Genomic DNA, 15,843 nt, shown 5'->3' on the forward strand with positions numbered 1-15,843 from the left:
CGCCGTTTCGCATCCGCCTGACGGGCGCCCGCACCTATCCGGCGGCGGGCGCAACGGCAGGCGATTAACCCTTACCGGTTTTTTTAATCAGTACGCGCAGTGCCGCTCCAGATTTCACTTCACACCGGTTTATCGGCCGGTGATAAAGGCGTAATCCGGTCGCACGGGGCTAAGGAGCTTTAAATGGATATTTTCATCCAGCAGATCCTCAACGGTCTGGTGCTTGGCAGCGTCTACGCCATCATCGCGTTGGGTTACACGATGGTGTACGGCATTCTCGGCATCATCAACTTCGCGCACGGCGACGTGCTGATGGTGGGCGCGATGGTGGCGCTCTCGGCCATCGGCGTCATGCAGAATCACTTTCCCTCGATGCCCGGCCCGATCATGCTGACCATCTCGCTCGTCGTGGCGGCGGTCGTCTGCGCGATCGTCGGCTACACGATCGAACGCGTCGCGTACCGGCCGCTGCGCAAGGCGCCGCGTCTAGCGCCGCTCATCACGGCCATCGGCGTGTCGATCCTCTTGCAAACGGTCGCCATGATGATCTGGGGCCGCAACCCGCTCGCGTTCCCGCAGCTTCTGCCGACCGACCCGATCAACGTCATCACCGCGACCGAGACGCGTCCCGGCGCAGTCATCTCGATGACGGAAATCGTCATCATCGTGGTGGCGTTCCTCGTGATGGGCGGCCTCTTGCTCCTCGTGCACAAGACCAAGCTCGGCCGCGCGATGCGCGCCATCGCCGAAAACCCCGGCGTCGCGTCGCTGATGGGCGTGAACCCGAACTTCGTCATCTCGGCGACCTTCATGATCGGCTCGGCGCTTGCTGCCCTCGCCGGCGTGATGATCGCCTCCGAATACGGCAACGCGCACTTCTACATGGGCTTCATTCCCGGCCTGAAGGCGTTCACGGCGGCGGTGCTCGGCGGCATCGGCAACCTGGGCGGCGCGATGGTCGGCGGCGTGCTTCTCGGACTGATCGAACAGTTGGGCGCCGGTTACATCGGCAATCTGACAGGCGGCGTCTTCGGCAGTAACTATCAGGACGTGTTCGCCTTCATCGTGCTGATCATCGTGCTCGTGTTCCGTCCGTCGGGTCTGCTCGGCGAACGTGTCGCGGACCGCGCTTAAAGACCGTGTGAGGAGCTCTACAAAATGACTTCGATTCAACCGATTGAGCCGTCCACGACGCTCATCCCCGAGAAAAACACGGGCAAGACCCTCGTGGTCGGCATCATCGTCGCCGCGTTCGTGATTGCCGCGCCGATGGTGATCGGCGCCGCGGGCGGCAACTACTGGGTGCGCGTGCTCGACTTCGCGATGCTATACGTCATGCTCGCGCTCGGCCTCAACGTTGTGGTCGGCTTCGCCGGCCTGCTCGATCTGGGCTACATCGCGTTCTATGCGGTCGGCGCGTACGTGGCGGCGCTCCTGTCGTCGCCGCAGCTGACCTCGCAGTTCGAATGGATCGCGCATCTGGCGCCGGGCGGGCTGCACGTGCCCTTCCTCCTGATCGTGCCGGTCGCGATGGCGCTCGCGGCTACATTCGGCGTGCTGCTCGGCGCACCGACGCTGCGTCTGCGCGGCGACTACCTCGCCATCGTGACGCTCGGCTTCGGGGAAATCGTGCGGATTTTCATGAACAACCTCGACCGTCCGATCAACATCACGAACGGCCCGAAAGGCATCACGGGCATTGATCCGGTGACGGTGGCGGGCTTCAACCTGTCGCAGACGCACGAGCTTTTCGGCGTGAAGTTCCCGTCCGTGTACATGTATTACTACCTGTTCGTGCTCGGCGCGCTGCTCGTGATCTGGGTCTGTACGCGCCTTCAACATTCGCGCATCGGCCGAGCATGGGCTGCGATCCGCGAAGACGAAATCGCCGCGAAGGCCATGGGCATCAACACGCGTAACGTGAAGCTGCTGGCGTTCGCGATGGGCGCGTCGTTCGGCGGCCTGTCGGGTGCGATGTTCGGCGCGTTCCAGGGCTTTGTGTCGCCGGAATCGTTCACGTTCTGGGAATCGATCGTCGTGCTGGCGTGCGTGGTGCTGGGCGGCATGGGCCACATTCCGGGCGTGATTCTCGGCGCGGTGCTGCTCGCCGTGTTCCCCGAATTTCTGCGCTCGACGATGGGTCCGCTGCAAAACGCCATCTTCGGCCATCAGATCGTGGATACCGAAGTCATCCGCCAGTTGCTGTACGGCCTGGCGATGGTGCTGATCATGCTGTATCGCTCGGAAGGCCTGTGGCCCGCCGCGAAACACGAAGACAAGATCGCGAAGATCGCGAAGCGCAGCGGCAAGAAGCCGGTGCGCGCCTAAGCGGGGGATAGGAAAATGAGCGACAAACGTACTCGATTGTCCGTGAAGGGCGTGAACAAGCGTTTCGGCGGCTTGCAGGCGCTGTCCGAAGTCGGCCTCCAGATCAAGGAAGGCGAGATCTACGGTCTGATCGGCCCGAACGGCGCGGGCAAGACGACGTTCTTCAACGTCATCACGGGCCTCTACACGCCGGATTCGGGCGAATTCAAGCTCGACGGCGAAGCCTACACGCCAACCGCCGTGTATCAGGTGGCGAAGGCGGGCATCGCGCGCACGTTCCAGAACATTCGTCTGTTCGGCGGGATGACCGCGCTGGAGAACGTGATGGTCGGCCGTCACGTCCGCACGAAGCACGGGCTGATCGGCGCGGTGTTCCAGACGCCTGCCGAACGCCGCGAAGAGAAGGAAATCAAGGAGCGCGCGCTCGAACTGCTGGAGTACGTCGGCGTGCTTCAGTACGCGGACTACACGTCGCGCAATCTGTCGTATGGCCACCAGCGTCGTCTGGAAATCGCGCGTGCGCTCGCGACCGATCCGAAGCTGCTTGCGCTCGACGAGCCGGCGGCCGGCATGAACGCGACGGAGAAAGTAGAACTGACGCGCCTGCTCGACAAGATTCGATCGGACGGCAAGACGATTCTGTTGATCGAACACGACGTGAAACTCGTGATGGGATTGTGCAACCGCATGACGGTGCTCGATTACGGCAAGGTGATCGCCGAAGGTCTGCCGCAGGACGTGCAGAAGGACCCGAAGGTGATCGAGGCATATCTGGGTGCGGGGGTGCACTAAATGGCGACCACAAGCGCAATGTTGAAGGTCAAGGGTCTGCAGGTGAATTATGGCGGCATCCAGGCGGTGAAGGGTGTCGATCTGGAAGTAGGTCAAGGCGAACTGGTCACGCTGATCGGCGCGAACGGCGCGGGCAAGACCACGACGATGAAGGCCATCACGGGCCTGAAGCCGTTTTCGGGCGGCGATATCGAGTACATGGGCCAGTCGATCAAGGGCGTGCCCACGCACGAGCTTTTGAAGCGCGGCCTCGCGATGGTGCCGGAAGGCCGTGGCATTTTCGCGCGCATGTCGATTCTCGAGAACATGCAGATGGGCGCGTACCTGCGCAACGATTCGGACGGCATTCAGAAGGACACCGAACGGATGTTCGGCTTCTTTCCGCGTTTGAAGGAGCGGGCGTCGCAGTATGCGGGCACGCTTTCCGGTGGCGAGCAGCAGATGCTGGCGATGGCTCGCGCGTTGTTGTCGCGGCCCAAGTTGCTCCTGCTCGATGAGCCTTCGATGGGGCTTTCGCCGATCATGGTCGAGAAGATTTTCGAAGTGGTGCGGGAGATTTCCTCGGAAGGGCTGACGGTGCTGCTCGTGGAGCAGAATGCACGACTTGCATTGCAGGCCGCTAATCGCGGGTATGTGATGGATTCGGGTACCGTCACTATGTCCGGCGATGCCAAGGTCATGCTCGATGATCCTAAGGTTCGGGCTGCTTATCTGGGGGAGTGAGGTTTTTTTCTTTCCTCGCGGGGCGGGGGTGTTGTTTGCTTCCCGCTCGTTTCTCCTCTTGGTTTGTTCGTGGAACTTGTTCTCGTGTCGGTCTATTAGCGTTGCCCCTCCCCGGGGCGGGGGTCACTTTCTTTGCTGCTGCAAAGAAAGTAACCAAAGAAAGCAGCTTTTTTTTGCCCGCAGCCGCAAGCGTGTGGTCACTCCGCAGCAACGCAGTGGCCCTCAGCCAATCGGCAGCCCTGGATCACCTTCCGCGCCCGCTGAGCGCCACGTCCTCCGAGCCCCTTGGCTCGATAACACCGTTCCCGAATTCGCGAGCCGTCGTCGATCCGCGCCTCGTCGCACGCCGCCCCGAGCTAGTATGTACTACGAACGTAGCACGGTGAACAGTGAGGCTTGCACAAGCGCGCATACCGTTTTAAACGTGCGGTGTTAACGAGCCAACGGGCTCGGAGGACGTGGCGCTCAGCGGGCGCGGAGGGTTATTCAGGGCTGCTATTAAACTGAGTGCCACCGACTTTCTGCGAAGTGACCACCCGGTTATTGCTTTGTGCGGTTCAGAAGAAAGCTGCTTTCTTTGGTTGCTTTCTTTGCAGCAGCAAAGAAAGTGACCCCCGCCCCGGGGAGGGGCGCACTAATAGACCGACACGAGAACAAGCTCCACGAAGGAATCAGCGGCAAAACAATCATCCCGCCGCACGATCAGACCGACGCAAAAGAAGAACCCTAAATCCTTTTCCCAAGACTAACAACCTCATCCACCCGATACCCAAGCCGCTCATAAAACGGCAACAGCTCCCTCCGCGCAGAGAGAATTTGCAAATTAACTTTGGGACATCCAGCCCGAGCAAGCGCAGCTTCAGCATGAAGCATCAACATGCGCCCATAACCGCGTCCCCGCATGGCATGCTGAACGCCGAGTGAATAAACCCACCCGCGATGCCCGTCATACCCGCACATCACGGTGCCGATCACGTCCCCATCGAGCGTGCCGACAAAGAACAACTCCGGCTGCATCCTCATCTTGTTGTCGATCGACAACGCCGGATCGCGCTGCGGCCGCGATGCATCCGCGTACTCCGGAAACACATCGCGCCACAACGCAATCACGGCATCGCGATCGCCAGCATCGAACGTGCGGATGATCACAGCGAATCGAGCACCGAGCGCAGCATCGACAACATCTGATCGATCTCGTCCTTCGTGACGTTGAGCGCGGGCATGAAGCGCAGCAGATTGGGCCGCGCCGCGTTCAACAAAAGGCCATCCGGTTGCATGAGCCGCGCCTTCTCGACGATCTGCGGTCCCTTGTCGTCACTGAGCAGCAGCGCGCGCAACAAGCCTTCGCCTCGCTCGCCATTGAACCCGCGTTCATCGGAAAGCTTCAGCAATTCCGAACGCAAATACTCGCCGCGCTCGCGCACGCCTTCCAGAAAACCAGGCGCGGTCAGCTGCGAAATCACCGAATAGCCCGCCGCCGTCATGAGCGGATTGCCGTTGTACGTGCCGCCCTGATCGCCCGCCTCGAAGCACGCCACATCCGCCGTCGAAAGCAGCGCCGCGAGCGGCACGCCGCCGCCGATGCCCTTGCCGAGCGTCATGATGTCCGGCTCGACACCCGACAGCTCGTACGCGAACAACGTCCCCGCGCGACCGCAGCCGCTCTGCACTTCATCGACGATCAAAAGGATGTTGTGCTGCTTGGTCAGCGTGCGGAGTTGCTGCATGAATTCGCGCGTCGCGGGAATCACGCCGCCTTCGCCCTGAATCGGCTCCAGCATCACGGCCACGGTCTTCTCGTTGATGAGTTTCTCGACCGATGCGATGTCATTCAGGTCCGCCTTCGGAAAGCCCGGCACTTGCGGCGCGTAGATGGTGTCCCAGCCGGCCTTGCCGCTTGCGGACATCGTCGCGAGCGTGCGGCCGTGAAAGCTGTGATCGAACGTGATGATCTCGTACGCGCCGTTGCGGAACTTGCGGCCCCATTTGCGCGCGAGCTTGATCGCGCCTTCGTTCGCTTCCGCGCCGCTGTTCGCGAAGAACACCTTGTCGAAACAACTGTGCTGCGTGAGCAGCGCGGCGAGCCTGGCCATCGGCTCGTTGTAGAAGGCGGGCGACGGATTGATCAGCGTGCGCGCCTGTTTGTCGAGCGCCTCGATCACGCCGTCGTTGCAGTGGCCGAGCGAATTCACGGCCCAGCCCTGAATAAAGTCGAGATAGCGTTTGCCGGTGTTGTCGTAGAGCCAGGAGCCCTTGCCGTGCGTGAACACGATCTCGGGGCGGTTCGTGATGTACATCAGCGAATCGACGGGGTACTCATTGAAATTCATGACAGCGGGCTCCGGGCGTTGACTGAATTGAAAAAAGCGGCGCGCAAAAAACGAAAGCCACGGTGTTTCCGTGGCTTCATTCTTGCGCTTCAGACTAACCGAACATGACGAGCGCGAATGCGTGACGAGCCAGCGGCATCCCTAGGGAAGCGGCGAGCGGCGGCGTCGGAGCATGTTTGCGATTCGGATCATTCGCGAAGGATACGTGATGACGTTCGTGCATGTAAACCGCCGGCGTCGATTTGTCGCGCGCCGGCGGCATGCGCGGCCCGCGCGGGCCCTCAGACCGGATGCGCGAGGTCCGCTGCGCTCGTGAACGAATCCGCGTAGAACTCGTCCTCGGGCAGCCGGTGATGCTGCGTGAAATCGCGCTGGGCGGATTCCACCATCACGGGCGCGCCGCACGCATACACCTGATACGCGCTCAAGTCTGGCAGATCCTCGATGACAGCGCGATGAACGAAGCCCGTGCGCCCCGTCCAACCGTCGCGCAACTCGGGTTCGGACAGCACCGGCACGAACTTGAAGTTCGGCACTTCCTTCGCCCATTGCTCGGCGAGGTCCATCATGTACAGGTCTTTCTTGCGACGGCCGCCCCAGTACAGCGTCATCGGGCGGTTCAGGTTCTTGAAGACTGCGTGTTCGATGATCGCCTTGATCGGCGCGAAGCCCGTGCCCGATGCGAGCAGCACGATGGGCTTGTCGGATTCGTCGCGCAGAAAGAAGGTGCCGAGCGGGCCTTCGAAGCGCAGGATGTCGCGCTCTTTCATCGCGCCGAACACGTGGTCCGTGAACGTGCCGCCCGGCATGTGGCGAATGTGCAGTTCGAGCGGACCTTCGTGATGCGGCGGGCTCGCCATCGAATAGCTGCGGCGTTTGCCGTCCTTCAGAATGAATTCGATGTACTGCCCCGCGAGATATTGAAGGCGCTCGTTGGCGGGCAGTTGCAGCTTCAGTTCGATGACGTCGTCCGCGCGGCGCTGCAGCGCGTTCACACGGCACGGCAGCTTCTTCACCTGCACATCGCCGACGCCCGCGACTTCGCGCACGTCGATCGTCAGATCGCTCTGCGCGGTCGCGCAGCAGAAAAGCGCCATGCCGCGCGTTTTTTCGTCATTGGAGAGCGCCGACGACGAATGCGGCGCCTGCTCGACGTTCCCTTCGACGACCGCGCCCTTGCAGGAGCCGCAAGCGCCGTTCTTGCAGCCGTAGGGCAGGCCGATGCCCTGACGCAGCGCCGCGGTCAGCACCGGTTCGTCGGGTTCCACCTGAAACTGCCGGCCGCTTTGCCGGAGCGTTACGTTGAATGCCATAGATCGATTTCGTGCGATGGGTGAATGTGTCTCTCGATGACGCCGGAACGCGTCAGGCGAGCGGCGGATACAATGCTCGGCATGATCGCCACTCGAATCTTGCGCCGCCCGCGCGTGCTGATCGTCGGATGCGGCGATGTCGGGCTGCGCGCGCTGCCGCTCTTGCGTTCGCGGGCCGTGGCGCCTCGCGTGATCGCGCTCACGCATCATCCGGAACGCGCAGCCGAACTGCGCGCGGCAGGCGCCGTGCCGATCGCGGGCGACCTCGATGCCAGGCGCAGCCTTCGCAGGCTCGCCGGTATCGCGCGGCACGCGCGGCGCGTCATGCACCTTGCGCCGCCTCAGCGCGAGGGCGACACCGACCGCCGCACGCGTGCCTTGCTTGCAGCCTTGCGTGCGCCGCGCCGTTCCGTTGCGCGTGGCGCGCAGACCGCCGTTGCCTCGCATCGTGCGTGGCGCGCAGCGTCTTTCATTGTACCCGACGCCCCTTTTGGAGCCACATCGCGCGGCGCGCCTTTGCGCTTCGTCTATGCGAGCACCACGGGCGTCTACGGCGACTGCGGCGGCGCGCTGATCGACGAAACGCGGCCCGCGCGGCCGGAAAACGAGCGCGCACGTCGGCGCGTGTCGGCGGAGCAGCAGTTGCGCCGCGTGGGCGCGCGAAGCGGCTGGCGCGTGTCGATCGTGCGGATTCCCGGCATCTACGCGGAGAATCGCCTGCCGATCGCGCGCATCGAACGGGCGATGCCCGCGCTCATCGAACGCGACGACGTCTACACGAATCACATTCACGCCGACGATCTCGCCGCCATTCTCGTGCGCGCGCTTGGGCGCGGCCGGCCGCAGCGCGCAATCAACGCGTCCGACGACACGGACCTGCGCATGGCCGATTATTTCGATCGCGTCGCCGATGCGTACGGTCTGCCGCGCGTGCCACGCATCACGCGGAAGGAGGCGGAAGCCCGTCTGGAACCGGTCACGCTCTCGTTCATGCGGGAATCGCGGCGTCTTTCCAACACACGGATGAAACGCGAATTGCGTTATGCGCTGCGCCATCCGACCGTCGACGATTTTCTGCGCTCGCGCGCGCGGACGACAGGGCGCTAGATCAGCGCAGGAATCGTTTCGAGCAGGACGAAGCACAACAGCGCGCCGATCAATGCGCCGATCAGATTCGGCGAATAGCGATGACGCACGTGCATGATCACACCCAATATCCCGATCACGACGGCGCTCAACGCCACGAACGCAACCAGCGCGACGCTCAAGTGGGAAGCCATGATGCCCTCCTGCTTTCTTCTAGTGATTTTGATTCCGTAAGACGAGTATATGAGCGCCGCGCGAAGAAGGCATGCTGCGACGCAGCGGCAGCGCGTCGGGGCTTGTACGGATTGGCATGATCAATGACCGCTGCAAGGCGCGGGCGGGAATCGCGTCAGTCTTTGGCGCGCAGTGCCGCGAGATCGTCGGCATCGAGCCAGCGCCATTCGCCTTCCTTGAGCGACGCCGGCAGCGCGTATCCGCCGACGCGCTCCCGATGCAGTTTCTCGACGCGATTGCCCGCTGCCGCGACCATCCGCTTGACCTGATGGTATTTGCCTTCGAGCACGGTCAGTTCGAGCAGCCGCTCGTCGCGACGATGCGCGGCGAGCGCGGCGCTCGGCTTGGTCTCGCCGTGCAGCAGCACGCCGTCGCGCAGGCTGGCGACCTGGGCGTCGTCGAGCGGATGGCGCAGTGTCGCGACGTAGAGTTTCGGCACCTTGCGCTTGGGCGACGTGAAAGCGTGGACGAACGCGCCGTCGTCGGAGAGAAGAAGCAGGCCGGTCGTGTCCTGATCGAGCCGGCCGACCGGCTGCACGCCGCGCTCGACCAACTGCGGCGGCAGCAGATGAAACACGCTCAGGTGATGCTGCGGATCGCGCGAGCATTCGTAGCCTGCGGGCTTGTTCATCGCGATATACGCCTTCTCGCGATACGTCCAGACGCGGCCGTCGACTTCGAAGTCCGGCGATTCAGCGACGGCGACATTCGCGTCCGGATCGGCGCAGATTTCGCCTCGGATGCACACGCGGCCTTCCGCGATGATGCCGCGACATTGACGGCGCGAGCCGAAGCCTTGCGAGAAGAGGAGCGATTCGAGGTCCATCGGAGGAGTGAGGACGGAGGGCGCATTCTAGCAAGCGGCGCGTTCCGCACGTGAGCTGCGCGCGCCGCCGCCGGCGTGCGGCGCGGCGGCAGCTCATTGATGCCGAACGGGCGCGTGGAGCGCCGCTCGCGGCCTCGCCCGCCTCAATGCGCGTCGCCGCGCCCCTTCGATACGGTCGGCACGCCCAGGCCGAAAATCGTGAAGGTCGATGATGATCGGTCCTGCTGACTCGTCGCGGAACCGTGTCTGCCCGCGACGCTCCAGCGTCCGTCGAAGGTCATGGCCGCCTGCGCGGGCGCGGGCAACGCACTCGCCTGACGGAAGTACGCGGTGTTGGCTTCAGCTTGCGCGGCCGTCGCCTGACGCAGCAGCGTCTGCGCCTGCGGATTGCGCGGATCGAGCGCCACGGCGCGCCGGGCGTTGCGCACGGCGCACGCGGGCTCGCGATTCACGGAGCACGATCGGACGTTCGCGATGGCGCTGTCGCGTGCGCGTTCCTGACGGGTGACATCGGCGGCGAGTTGCTGGATTTCCGGGCTGAGCGCCTGATTCGTGTACAGGCCGCGCATGTGGCGGCGTGCGGCGGAGAGATCGCGCGCAGCGAGCGCCTGCCGCACCGCGACGATGTTGCGCGCGACGGCGGGTGGAGTCGTCCGTTCGGGTTCGGTGGCGGATGCCGTTGCCTGCGGGGCGTTGTCTTTGGGGCGCGCCGTTGATGTTGCGGTGGTGGTGGCTGCGGTCGACTTGGTGGGCATGGCCGTCGCGGTTTGGGGTTGCGGCGCAAGGCCCGGCGCTGAACGGCTGGTCGGCAGCGATGCGATCGAAGAAGCCGGTGCCGGGTGCGTCGCCGCCGCTTGAGGCGTCGGCGCAAGGCTCGGCGCTGAATGGTTCGCCTGCAGGGATGCCATCGGTAAGGCTGGTGCCGGGTGCGTGGCGGCTGTTTGCGGCTGCGGCGCAAGGCTTGGCGCTGACCGGCTGGCCGGCAGCGAGGCGATCGAAGAAGTCGGTGCCGGAGGCGTCGCCGCCGTTTGTGACACAAGGCTCGGCGCTGAACGGCTGGTCGGCAGCGATGCGATCGAAGAAGCCGGTGCCGGGTGCGTCGCGGCCGTTTGAGGCTGCGGCGCAAGGCTCGGCGCTGAATGGTTCGCCGGCAGGGATGCCATCGGTAAGGCTGGTGCCGGATGCGTGGCGGCTGTTTGCGGCTGCGGCGCAAGGCTTGGCGCTGACCGGCTGGCCGGCAGCGAGGCGATCGAAGAAGCCGGTGCCGGGTGCGTCGCCGCCGTTTGCGCCTGCGGCGCAAGGCCCGGCGCTGAACGGTCCGCCGGCAGCGATGCTATCGGCGCGGTCGATGCGCTCGGCGTCGCATTCGCTCTCAACTGCGCCGGTTCGCTCCAAGCCGGAACACTGGCCGCGAAAACGGATGCGCTGGGCGTCGACCGCGCGGCGGCTGTCGGCGCGGCGCGAGCCATCGTCGCTCCTGTGGGCGCGGAGACGCTTGGCCCGGCCGATGCAGTCGCCGCAGCAGTCGTTGCTTGCGAGGGCGAGCGGGGCGCAGTGGCTTTCGTCGTCGGGGCTTCGGCTGCTGCTGGTGTCGCGGCAATTTTGTCCGTCGAGGCGATGGTCGTAGACCGAGCCGTCGCGACCGCACTTGCAGACGCAGACGTGCGTGTCTGCGCAAGAGTCGCAGACGGAGCGGTCGCCGATGCCGACGCCGCGGCGGTTTTGTCCGTCGATGGCGAGACCGTAGCGTGCGCCGTCGCGCTCGCGCTTGCAGATGCGGCGGAGCGTGCAGGCGCCGAGGGAACCGCAGCCGAACGTGTCTGCGAAACGACGCGACCGGTCGCCGTGTCGCCCTGTGATGAGTGGGAGCGTTCGAGCGTGCCGGCCCCCGATGCGCTGCGCGGTGCATCGCCCGTCGCACCCGCACTCGCAAGCGCCGGCTGCGACTGCGCGTCGCCACTCGATTCCTCGCTGCCGCGCCGCGCGAGCGTCGGGCGGGCCGCGTCGCCATGGCCTTGCGCTTCGAACGCATTCTCGCCGACAGCGCCCGCCGCGCTGACCGATTTCGTCGGCACGACGCCTGCATCGTGCTGAACGTAGAGATACGCACCCGCCGCCACGCCTGCCACCACGCCGCTCACTAGCACCGCCATGAGCTTGCGCGCCGGCCGCCGCACCGGGGCGACAGGCTCGTCGCCGGGCTCGGCCAGGCTCGGGTAGGACGTCACCATCTTGCGTCGCGCGAGCCGCGTGAGCCAGCCGGTGTCGCGCAGATCGACGAAATCGTACGGTTCTTCGGTCGGTATCACGGCTGCCGCGTCGGCGACGCTCGTGAACACTGCACCGTGGCGGTCCGCGCCGCAGTACGGACAGGTGTGCTCGTCGGCCGGCGAGATGGCGTGGCATCGGCCGCAGATGACGGCATCCAGCGTCAGCGAAGATTCGGGTTGCGTCATGGCGCGCTCGTTCGAGTTATGGCTCGCGCAACGCGCGAAGCGAGATCACGGCAGCGGCGTATCCATGGCAATCCGAAACCAGATTGCCGCGCAGGCGCGCGTCCTCGTGACACGCCCCGCGCCGGGATGCCGCGACGCCGATTCAACGCTCATTCTTGCGACGCCGGCTGCAATGCGTCTAAGCGATTGCGCACATTCGCGCAATTATCGCGTCAGGGATAACGTGGGTGCGCGCGTTTCTGTATGCAGCGTGTCGTGCGTGCCGATGAATGGCACGACCGGACGGAACGATGAGTACGCCTTGGCGTTTCCGGATGGCTCGGTGTTGCTGGCTCGTCCGCGAAACGGCGGGATAGGCGCGACATGAGCGTCCCGCCGAACGGGTGGCTGATGGACCGATGAGCAGCAGACAAGGCCGTGTCTGCGTCGAATGACTTCGTGCGCTGACTATCGCTTCGCGCTCGTCGGCTCATGCCTGCGCGAGAACGCGCTACTGTCTGGCGCGACGTCGCAGGAATGAGAAGCCGCGAGCCGAGCCGCTTCATCAGTGAGGAAATCGAAGCAATGCTGCTTGCGCAAGGAGCTTCGGCATGCGACGAATCAATGGACTCGCCGCGTTGCCGGAGGTCGCGATCGGCTCTGCCGAGCGACGTTGGCGGCACGCTCGCGCGTGCCGTCGTGTCAAAACTCCCGCACGACACGCGAGCTAAGGCCCAAACCGACGCATCTGGAAGCGCACGAAAGATCACGAGCAGAACATGCAAACTTGCCGCGACACTCGTCGAAGGTGCAGGCGTGGCACGACAAGCGCGCGAAGCGACTGGCCCCGACCGTCGGCGCGCTCAAGGACGCAAAGACCGCAACCGCCGATATCAACTGCAAAGAGCGCGGCGCGGCGAAGGTGCAGGCGTGGCACGACAAGCGCGCGAAGCAACTGGCCGCGACCGTCGGCGCGCTCAAGGACGCAAAGACCGCGACCGCCGATGTCAACGGCAAAGTGGGCGGCGCGGCGAAGGAGCAGGCGTGGCGCGACAAGGACGCGAAGCAACTGGCCGCGAGCGTCGGCGCGCTCAAGGACGCGAAGACCGCGACCGCCGATGTCAACGGCAAAGAGGGCGGCGAGGCGAAGGTGCAGGCGTGTCGCGACGACGGCGCGAAGCAACTGGCCGCGAGCGTCGGCGCGCTCAAGGACACGAAGACCGCGACCGCCGATATCAACGGCAAAGAGGGCGGCGCGGCGAAGGTGCAGGCGTGGCGCGACAAGGACGCGAAGACCGCAAGCGCCGATGTCAACCGCGAAGAGGGCGGCGCGCGCAGAATGCACGGCTAGCTGTCGCGGCGCGTCCACTCCCACGGCAAAGCCCTGCGACATCAACCCCAAGCCGCCCAAATGCAAAAAAGCCGCTCGATGAGCGGCTTTTTCGTAAATCTCTGGTGCCCAGGGCCGGAATCGAACCGGCACGCCTTGCGGCGGGGGATTTTGAGTCCCCTGCGTCTACCAATTTCACCACCTGGGCATGCTGAGTCGGCGATTATGACCCAAAACCGCGCGCTCGGCAAGCAGCGGCGGGCGTCCACGAATCACTGACCGAGATACGTGAACGCGCCGTTGCGAATGACGCCCATCACGCTCGCACGCTGGTCCAGACCGACGTGATCGCTGGCGCTCGTATTGACGACGCCGTTCGGCACGACCAGTTCATGCGCGTGTTCCAGTTCGGAGCGCAGCGCGACGCGAAATTCCTTCGTTCCCGGCTTGCCGGCTTTGAGCGCGCGCGCCGCGGCGTCCTGAAGGCGCGGATAAACGCCCGCCGCATCGCCGGCGAACTGCGTCACCGTGCCCTTGCCGTACTTGTCCTCATAAGCGTTGACGAAGGCGAGCGCCGCCTTCTTCGACGGATGATTCGCCGGCAGCGTGCGCGCGACGACCACCGGCTGCGTCGGAAAGAGCGTGCCTTCCACGTCCTTGCCGCCGAGCTTGATGAACTCCGGCGTCGCGATGCCGTGCGTCTGGTAGATCGCGCCCTTGTAGCCGCGCTCGACGAGCGTGCGCTGCGGCAGCACCGTCGGCGTGCCCGCGCCCGCGATCAGCACCGCGTCCGGCTTCGCGGACATCAGCTTCAGAACCTGGCCGGTCACGCTCGCGTCCGTGCGGTTGAAGCGTTCGGTCGCGACAATCCTGATATGGCGAAGATCCGCGAACTTCGTGAATTCGGACAGCCAGCTATCGCCGTAACTGTCCGCAAAGCCGAGGAATCCGACCGTCTTCACGCCGTGATTCGACATATAGCGCGTCATCACGTCGGCCATCGCGCGATCGGTCTGCGCCATCTTGAACGCCCAGACTTTCTTGCCTTCCTGCGGTTCGACGACGGACGCCGAGCCGATCAGCGTGATCATCGGCGTCTGATATTCGGCGACCGGATCGAGCGCCGCGAGCGCCGCCGGCGTGATGTTCGGCCCGACGATCACGTCGACCTTGTCCTCGGTGATCAGCTTGCGGATGTTGCGCACCGCCGCGCCGGGGTCCGAGCCGTCGTCGAGAATGATGTACTGCGCGTCCTGCCCGGCGATGGTCTTCGGCCACATCAGCATGGCGTTCTTGCTCGTGATGCCGATGGCCGCAGCAGGCCCGGTGCTCGACAAATCCACGCCCACCTTGATCTGGGCGTGCGCGGCGGCGCAGAGCACAGCCAGCGCGGCGCCGGCGGCGAGGCGGCGCGTGAGTTTCGACAACGTCATCGGAAAGGTCTCCAGGAAAGTTCGTGTTCTTGTGGGCGGCATTGCGCCGCCGCCTTTAGAGTTCGTAGCTTTCGTGCTCGCCGGAAAGCGCCTGCTCGATCAGCTTGCGGTTCATCGACGGCGACAGCAGTTCGACGAGCGTGTACACATAGCTGCGCAGATAGGCGCCTTGCTTGAGCGCGAGCCGCGTGACGTTCGTGCCGAAGAGATGCCCGACCGGCATCGCGCGCAGATGACGGTCGCGCTCGGGATTAAACGCGATATCCGCCATGATTCCGACGCCGAGGCCCAGTTCGACGTAAGTCTTGATGACGTCCGCGTCGATGGCTTCGAGCACGATATCCGGGGTCAGATTGCGCAGATGGAACGCGTGATTGATCTTAGTGCGCCCCGCGAACGCCGCCTCGTACGTGATGAGCGGGTACTGCACGAGGTCGTCCAGCGTGAGCTGCTTGCGTTCCAGCAGCGGATGGTCGGGCAGCATGACCGCGAGATGCTGCCACTGGAAGCAGGGCAGCGACACCAGTTCCTTATAGTTCGCGACGGCTTCGGTCGCGATGGCGATGTCCGCCTGATCGTGGATGACCATTTCGGCGACCTGCGTCGGACTGCCTTGCAGGATCGACAAATGCACCTTCGGGAAGCGTTTCTTGAATTCCGCGATGGCCGCGGGCAGCGAGTAGCGCGCCTGCGTGTGCGTCGCCGCGATCACGAGATTGCCCTGATCCTGCGCCGCGTAATCCTTGCCGACGCGCTTCAAGCTCTCCACTTCCTGCAGGATTTTCTCGACCGAAGCGAGAATGATGCGCCCCGGCTCGGTCAGCGACCGCACCCGCTTGCCGTGCCGCGTGAAGATTTCGACGCCCAGCTCGTCTTCCAGCTCGATGATCGCCTTTGACACGCCCGGCTGCGATGTGAATAGCGCCTTCGCCGCTTCCGTCAGGTTGAAGTTCTGCCGCACGGCCTCGCGCACGAAGCGGAACTGATGCAGATTCATTTATAACCCACGCGCA

The 15,843-nt window shown here is 64.4% G+C and carries 15 protein-coding genes and 1 tRNA gene; 7 read left to right on the plus strand and 9 right to left on the minus strand.

The annotated features are described in order from the left end of the window. Positions 1-183: 183 nt before the first annotated feature. The 4 genes from GV035_RS12825 to GV035_RS12840 are packed head-to-tail and all read left to right on the plus strand — an operon-like array spanning position 184 to position 3,843. A complete protein-coding gene (locus GV035_RS12825) occupies positions 184-1,134 on the plus strand; it encodes a branched-chain amino acid ABC transporter permease (protein WP_159835461.1) in 951 nt (316 codons plus the stop codon). Positions 1,135-1,158: 24 nt separating this feature from the next. Further along, complete coding sequence (locus GV035_RS12830; RefSeq protein WP_159835462.1) at positions 1,159-2,328, plus strand: ABC transporter permease subunit; 1,170 nt, start codon at positions 1,159-1,161, stop codon at positions 2,326-2,328. Between the two features lie 15 nt (positions 2,329-2,343). Further along, complete coding sequence (locus GV035_RS12835) at positions 2,344-3,120, plus strand: ABC transporter ATP-binding protein (protein ID WP_159835463.1); 777 nt, start codon at positions 2,344-2,346, stop codon at positions 3,118-3,120. Between the two features lie 18 nt (positions 3,121-3,138). Next, positions 3,139-3,843, plus strand: a complete 705-nt coding sequence (locus tag GV035_RS12840; RefSeq protein WP_159837870.1) for an ABC transporter ATP-binding protein — start codon at positions 3,139-3,141, stop codon at positions 3,841-3,843. A 726-nt stretch (positions 3,844-4,569) separates the two neighbouring features. Here GV035_RS12840 and GV035_RS12845 read toward each other — a convergent pair. From GV035_RS12845 to GV035_RS12855, 3 genes are all read right to left on the minus strand, one after another. After that, entirely contained in the window at positions 4,570-4,992 is a 423-nt protein-coding gene (locus GV035_RS12845) for a GNAT family acetyltransferase (RefSeq protein ID WP_159835464.1), read from the minus strand. Next, a complete protein-coding gene (locus tag GV035_RS12850) occupies positions 4,989-6,173 on the minus strand; it encodes an acetylornithine transaminase (protein WP_159835465.1) in 1,185 nt (394 codons plus the stop codon). Before GV035_RS12850 ends, GV035_RS12845 begins: the two co-directional genes overlap by 4 nt. A gap of 281 nt (positions 6,174-6,454) precedes the next feature. Next, the gene (locus tag GV035_RS12855) at positions 6,455-7,486 is read right to left on the minus strand and encodes a CDP-6-deoxy-delta-3,4-glucoseen reductase (RefSeq protein WP_159835466.1); all 1,032 of its coding nucleotides are present in this window, start codon (positions 7,484-7,486) and stop codon (positions 6,455-6,457) included. An 81-nt stretch (positions 7,487-7,567) separates the two neighbouring features. On the opposite strand from GV035_RS12855, the gene GV035_RS12860 reads away from it, so the two are divergent. After that, positions 7,568-8,593, plus strand: a complete 1,026-nt coding sequence (locus GV035_RS12860) for an NAD-dependent epimerase/dehydratase family protein (RefSeq protein WP_159835467.1) — start codon at positions 7,568-7,570, stop codon at positions 8,591-8,593. Here GV035_RS12860 and GV035_RS29100 read toward each other — a convergent pair. From GV035_RS29100 to GV035_RS12870, 3 genes are all read right to left on the minus strand, one after another. Next, the gene (locus GV035_RS29100; RefSeq protein WP_201303969.1) at positions 8,590-8,766 is read right to left on the minus strand and encodes a hypothetical protein; all 177 of its coding nucleotides are present in this window, start codon (positions 8,764-8,766) and stop codon (positions 8,590-8,592) included. The genes GV035_RS12860 and GV035_RS29100 overlap by 4 nt on opposite strands. A gap of 155 nt (positions 8,767-8,921) precedes the next feature. After that, positions 8,922-9,632, minus strand: a complete 711-nt coding sequence (locus tag GV035_RS12865; RefSeq protein ID WP_159835468.1) for a pseudouridine synthase — start codon at positions 9,630-9,632, stop codon at positions 8,922-8,924. 143 nt (positions 9,633-9,775) lie between these two features. After that, a complete protein-coding gene (locus GV035_RS12870) occupies positions 9,776-12,088 on the minus strand; it encodes a hypothetical protein (protein ID WP_159835469.1) in 2,313 nt (770 codons plus the stop codon). On the opposite strand from GV035_RS12870, the gene GV035_RS12875 reads away from it, so the two are divergent. Further along, entirely contained in the window at positions 12,087-12,455 is a 369-nt protein-coding gene (locus GV035_RS12875) for a hypothetical protein (protein WP_159835470.1), read from the plus strand. The two genes, GV035_RS12870 and GV035_RS12875, sit on opposite strands and share 2 nt — an antisense overlap. 399 nt (positions 12,456-12,854) lie before the next feature. Next, on the plus strand, positions 12,855-13,418 hold the full coding sequence (locus GV035_RS12880; protein WP_159835471.1) for a hypothetical protein: 564 nt from the start codon (positions 12,855-12,857) through the stop codon (positions 13,416-13,418). A gap of 102 nt (positions 13,419-13,520) precedes the next feature. Here GV035_RS12880 and GV035_RS12885 read toward each other — a convergent pair. From GV035_RS12885 to GV035_RS12895, 3 genes are all read right to left on the minus strand, one after another. Continuing rightward, a tRNA-Leu gene (locus GV035_RS12885) sits at positions 13,521-13,605 on the minus strand. Between the two features lie 64 nt (positions 13,606-13,669). Then, a complete protein-coding gene (locus GV035_RS12890; RefSeq protein ID WP_159835472.1) occupies positions 13,670-14,830 on the minus strand; it encodes an ABC transporter substrate-binding protein in 1,161 nt (386 codons plus the stop codon). A gap of 55 nt (positions 14,831-14,885) precedes the next feature. Continuing rightward, positions 14,886-15,827: a CysB family HTH-type transcriptional regulator gene (locus tag GV035_RS12895; protein WP_159835473.1), complete on the minus strand. Its 942-nt coding sequence runs from the start codon at positions 15,825-15,827 to the stop codon at positions 14,886-14,888. Between the last annotated feature and the right edge of the window lie 16 nt (positions 15,828-15,843).

Origin of the sequence: Burkholderia sp. 8Y (assembly GCF_902506145.1) — a bacterium.
In the GTDB taxonomy this organism is placed as follows: Bacteria; Pseudomonadota; Gammaproteobacteria; order Burkholderiales; family Burkholderiaceae; genus Caballeronia.